At 69.6% G+C, this 5,360-nt stretch carries 4 protein-coding genes and 1 pseudogene; all 5 read right to left on the reverse strand.

The features are described 5' to 3' along the window. Positions 1-373: pseudogene (locus GKQ77_RS26895) on the reverse strand (type VI secretion protein); the annotation flags it as partial. Beyond that, positions 363-1,766 carry an ATP-binding protein gene (locus GKQ77_RS26900; RefSeq protein WP_219691523.1) on the reverse strand — a complete coding sequence of 468 codons (1,404 nt, stop codon included), beginning with the start codon at positions 1,764-1,766 and terminating at the stop codon, positions 363-365. The gene GKQ77_RS26900 and the pseudogene GKQ77_RS26895, both read right to left, overlap by 11 nt. Before the next feature lie 62 nt (positions 1,767-1,828). Further along, positions 1,829-3,388: an SCO6880 family protein gene (locus GKQ77_RS26905; RefSeq protein ID WP_219691524.1), complete on the reverse strand. Its 1,560-nt coding sequence runs from the start codon at positions 3,386-3,388 to the stop codon at positions 1,829-1,831. Next, positions 3,385-4,755, reverse strand: coding sequence for a hypothetical protein (locus GKQ77_RS26910; protein ID WP_219691525.1), 1,371 nt, complete (start codon positions 4,753-4,755; stop codon positions 3,385-3,387). Before GKQ77_RS26910 ends, GKQ77_RS26905 begins: the two co-directional genes overlap by 4 nt. Beyond that, on the reverse strand, positions 4,745-5,360 hold a 616-nt coding region (locus GKQ77_RS26915), incomplete at its 5' end, for a DUF8175 domain-containg protein (protein ID WP_219691526.1). The genes GKQ77_RS26915 and GKQ77_RS26910, both read right to left, overlap by 11 nt.

The following is a 5,360-nucleotide window of genomic DNA, read 5'->3' on the forward strand; positions in this document are numbered from 1 at the left end:
CCCCCACCACAAACACCGCAAGCACGACCAGCACCATCAACTGGCCGATGAACAGGCCCCAGAACAAGCCGTACCCCGACAGCTGGGCCGGTGGTGTCTCGGGCCAGGCGCCCGGTAGGTCCTGGGGGCCGCCGATCAAGTGGCGTACCGCCAGCGGCGTATGGCCGAACGTCACCCCGTCCGGCCAGGACCCCCGCGCGAACCACGCCGCGAGGCCCGTGGACGTCCAGACCAGGACCGTCGAGCCCAGCAGGAAGCCGAGGAAACTCAGCAGCAAACCGTCCGGCACGCCCCGCTCGGGGCCCGCGCCGCGCGCACTCCGCTCGGGGCCGCGTCCGTACGCAGGGCCGCCCCGCTCCCAGTCATCCCGCATGCTGCTCCATGTACGCCGCCCGTGCCTCCGCCTCCAGCTCGGCCGCCCGGATCGCGTCGTCGACGTGCGCGTCGGACTCCGCCAGTTCGGCCGAGGACTCCGTCATGGCGCGGTCCGTGAAGACCAGCGGGCGTTCCGTCTCCGTGATGAGGTGCTTGACCACCTGGACGTTGCCGTTCACGTCCCACACCGCGATGCCGGGGGTGAGGGTGGGGATGATCTCCACCGCCCACCTCGGCAGCCCCAGCACCCGGCCCGTCGCCCTCGCCTCGTCGGCCTTCTGGGCGTAGATCGTCCTTGTCGACGCCATCTTCAGGATGGCGGCGGCCTCCTTCGCCGCCGCCCCGTCCACCACGTCACTCAGGTGGTGCACCACCGCCACGAACGACAGGCCGAGCCGCCGCCCGAACTTCAGCAGCCGTTGGAACAGCTGGGCGACGAAGGGGGAGTTGATGATGTGCCACGCCTCTTCCACCAGGAAGATGCGTTTCACGCGGTCGGGCCGGATCCACGTGTGTTCGAGCCAGACGCCGACGATCGCCATCAGGATCGGCATGGCGATGGAGTTGCGGTCGATGTGGGAGAGGTCGAAGACGATGAGGGGGGCGTCCAGGTCGATGCCGACCGTCGTCGGGCCGTCGAACATGCCTCGCAGGTCGCCGTCGACCAGGCGGTCCAGGACCAGTGCCACGTCCAGGCCCCACGCCCGTACGTCGTCTATGGCCACGTTCATCGCCTCGGCCGACTCCGGCTCGGGGTGGCGCAGCTGTTCGACGATGTCGGTCAGGACCGGCTGGCGCTCCACGATCGTCTCGTTCACGTACGCGTGCGCGACCTTCAGCGCGAAGCCCGAGCGCTCGTCCAGGCCGTGCCCCATCGCGACCTCGATGATGGTCCGCAGCAGCGCGAGCTGGCCCGTCGTCGTGATCGCAGGGTCGAGCGGGTTGAGGCGGATGCCCATGTCCAGGGCGGCCGTCGGGTCGAGCCGGATGGGAGTTATCCCCAGCTCCTGGGCGATGAGGTTCCACTCGCCCACCCCGTCCTCGCCCTGCGCGTCGAGGACGACGACCTGGCGGTCCTTGAAGCGCAGCTGACGCAGTACGTACGTCTTCTCCAGCGCCGACTTGCCGTTGCCGGACTCGCCGAGCACCAGCCAGTGCGGGGCGGGCAGCTGCTGCCCGTACAGCTGGAAGGGGTCGTAGATGTACCCCTTGCCGGAGTACACCTCGCGCCCGATGATCACGCCCGAGTCGCCGAGGCCCGGCGCGGCCGTCGGGAGGTAGACCGCCTGGGCCTGCCCCGTCGACGTACGCACCGGAAGCCTGGTCGTCTCCACCTTCCCGAAGAGGAAGGAGGTGAAGGCGTCCGTGAGGACGGTCAGCGGATCCCGCATCACAACAGCCTGCCTCTACGTCGATACCGTCTAGCGCAATTGTGCGCTCGCACTCTTGCGCTCTAGCGTCGGATGCCGGTCGCGAACGGCAGCGTGTTGACGAAGGCCCTGTGGTGCTCGCGGTCGCACCACTCCAGCTTGAGATACGACTTGCCGGCGGAGGCGCGGATGGTGCGCTTGTCGCGCGCCAGGGCCTCCGGGGAACGGGACGAGACCGTGATGTAGCCGACGAGGTTGACGCCCGCCGCGCCGCTCGCCAGGTCCTCGCCGCGCTGGTCGAGGCGGGAGTGCGAGGCGATGTCGCGGGGGTCGACCGTGCGGTTCATCTTGGCCTGGCGGCTCGCCTCCGCCTCGTCGTTCGTCTTCTCGGTGAGCATCCGCTCGATGGCGACCTCGGTGGGTTCGAGGTCCATCGTCACGGCGACCGTGCGGATCACGTCCGGGGTGTGGACGAGCAGCGGGGCGAGGAAGTTGACGCCGACGGGCGTCATCGGCCACTCCTTCACCCAGGCCGTGGCGTGGCACCAGGGGGCGCGGGTGGAGGACTCGCGGGTCTTGGCCTGGAGGTAGGTGGGCTCCATGGCGTCCAGCTCGGCGGGCCAGGCGTTGCGCTTGGTCATCGCCTGGATGTGGTCGATGGGGTGGTCCGGGTCGTACATGGAGTGGACCAGGGAGGCGAGGCGGCCCTGCCCGAGCGGCTGCCGTACGCGGATGTCGGCCTCCTGGAGCCGCGAGCAGATGTCGGTCAGCTCGCGGGCCATGACGACGGCGAGCCCGGAGTCCTTGTCGAGCTTGCGGCCGCCGTGCGGGCGGGCCGCACGGGCCATGGCCTGCGCCTCGGCGGCCAGGTCGCGGGAGTAGTGCATGCAGGCGACGAGGTAGGCGCGGTGCTGCTCGCTGCTGGTCGACACCATCGACTGGAGCTGGTCGTACGACTCCTGGAGCCACGGCAGCGCGCGGCCGTCGCCGCGCTGGGCGACGTCCTTGGCGTGGGCGTCGGGGTCGGCGGGCAGGGTGCGGGCGAGCATCTGGAGGCGGGTGACGAAGCCGTCGCCGTTCGCGACATGCTTCAGGAGCGTGCCGAAGCGGTCGACGAGGGCCTCCTGGTCCTCGCTGTCGCGCAGGCCGACGCCCGGGCCCTCGATCTCGATGGCGGCGGTGACGGTTCGCCGGTCGGCGTGGAGCAGTACGGCGATCTCGTCCGGGCCGAAGGGCGCGGCGAGCCAGCTGATGCGGCCGATGCCGGGGGGCGGCCCGACCTCGACCTCGCGGCCGTCGATCCGCACCCCGGCCTCGGGGGCGGCGGAGCGGTAGGCGGTGCCGCGCTTGAGGGAGCGCTTGTAACTGCGGTTGATCTCGAACCACTTGTAGAACGTCCGGCCCTTGTACGGGACGTACACCGCCGCGATGGCGAGCATCGGCAGGCCGGTGAGCAGCACGATGCGCAGGGAGAGGACGGGGACGAGGAGCCCGCACATCATGCCGAGGAACGCCCCCACGATGATGAGGGCGATCTCGCCGGTCTCGCGGTTCTTGCCGATGATCGCGTTCGGCCGCGCGCGGCCGATCAGATATGTACGGCGGGGCGCGACCGGTTGGGACACGTGGGACTGGGTCGTCAACGCCCTTCACCTCCCGTGCGGTTGGTACTGCTGTTGCGGGAGCCGGCGCGGTTGCCCGCGTGCGGCGTGTTCGTCGCGCTGCTGCGCGGCGGGGGCGCGGCGGAGGGGACGGATCCGCCGCCGTTCGAGGAGCCGCCGCCGCTCGGTGGGGCGCCGGGGGAGTTGCGGCCGCTGTGGGCGGCGACGCCGCCGCTGGCGGGGTTGGCGGGGCGCGGCGGGCTGCTCGCGCCTCCTCCGTTGCCTCGGGCGCTGTGGGTCTTGATGCCCTGGGAGACGAGGGAGGCGGGGGAGCTGATCACGGCGGCGGCCTTGTTCTCGGCGCCGCGCATGATGCGGTTGTTGCGGGAGCCGGCGATCTCGTCGCCGAAGCCGGGGACGAAGCGGTAGATCATGGCGCTCGCGAAGATGGCGAGCAGGATGATCGAGAGCCCGGAGACGACGGCGGAGAACGCGTCGGGCCCGTCGTCGGCGGAGAGCGCCCCGGCGAGGCCGAGGACGATGACGATGATCGGTTTGACGAGGATGACGGCGATCATGATGCCCGCCCAGCGGCGGACGTGCGACCAGAGGTTCTTGTCGACGAGGCCGGCGTAGACGACGGTGCCGAGGAGCGCTCCTACGTACAGGAGCGCCGCCCTGATCACCAGCTCCAGCCAGAGGACGCCGGCGGCGAGGATCGACACGAGCGAGACGACGATCAGCATGATCGGGCCGCCGCCGATGTCCTCGCCCTTCTTCAGGGCGCCGGAGAACGTCCCGAAGAACTGGTCCGTCTGGCCGCCCGTCGCCTTCGCGATGACGTCCGAGACGCCGTCGGTGGCGGAGACGACGGTGTACAGGATCAGGGGCGTGAAGGCGGAGGCGAGCACGGTGAGCCACAGGAACCCGATGGCCTCGGAGATGGCGGTGGTCAACGGCACGCCGCGCACGGCCCGCTTCGCCACGGCGAGCAGCCACAGGAGGAGGGTGAGGATGGTGGAGGCGGCGAAGACGACGGCGTACTGCTGGAGGAACTTGGGGTTGGTGAAGTCGACGCTGGCCGTCTCCTTGACGGCGTCGGACAGCTTGTCCACGGTCCAGGAGGCGGCTTCGGCGCAGCCCTTGGCCAGGGAGCTGAGGGGGTCGGCGGTGCCGTCGAAGGGGGCGTCGGTGGGGTAATCCCCGCCGCCTCCGTCGGAGCGGTCGGCGTCTTCTTCCGCTCCCTTTCGGCAGTACTTCTTGGCGGGACCGATCAGCAGATCACAGGGGTCATCCGATGGCTTCGGGTCCGGTGCTGCGAAGGCACGCGTGGCCAGCAGTACTGCCGAGGTCTGCACGGCGGCGACGACAGCGGTTCGCTTGAGTACACGACGCGGGTTACCGGGCATACGTAAACCCTCCGTACTCCTCAATTGCCTTGCTGATGTCATCGGAGGTGGATGCCCGCTCATCACCCGGGACGGGAGTGGGCCCGCTCTTCTGGGAGTCCGAGGTGATCTTCCAATCGCCGCCGGACCACTGGAGGTCGAAAGTCCATGTCTGCCAGCTTGAACTGACCGGGTTGGTCGAGCGCTCCCCGGACATGCCGAGGAGTCCCATGTACCAGACGGAGATTTGGGCGTCGTCGCCGTTGTACTTCAAAACCTTGGTGCCCACCGGGACAGTGCGTGAGACAAACGTGCTGCCTCGCGGCGCATTGCCGCTCGCATCGAGACCCAGGCTGTCGAGGAACTTGGTCGAGTACGCGTCGTCCATAGGGCCCTTGAGCTTGGCGGCCGCTGCGGGCGTGTAGATCGCATCGACGATGTTGTGGCGCATGTCCACTTTGAACATCCCGGTGCCTCCGAGTGCCACCGCATAGTTGGACGCCGCACTCTGCGCCCCCTGCTCGTCATGGGCGAACCCCGAAGGGATCCCCGCGGTCTTGCCGCTCACCGGCTTCTGCCCCGAAGGGGCCGTCGCCGCCGCATCAGGCGTCTTGGCGTCGCCGCCC

Source organism: Streptomyces anatolicus, from assembly GCF_019400875.1.
Classification (GTDB): domain Bacteria; phylum Actinomycetota; class Actinomycetes; order Streptomycetales; family Streptomycetaceae; genus Streptomyces; species Streptomyces anatolicus.

Bases quoted from the DNA above. Each gene is read 5' to 3' on its own strand.
- GKQ77_RS26900 (WP_219691523.1), bottom strand. From the start codon at position 1,766: ATGCGGGATCCGCTGACCGTCCTCACGGACGCCTTCACCTCCTTCCTC.
- GKQ77_RS26910 (WP_219691525.1), bottom strand. From the start codon at position 4,755: ATGCCCGGTAACCCGCGTCGTGTACTCAAGCGAACCGCTGTCGTCGCC.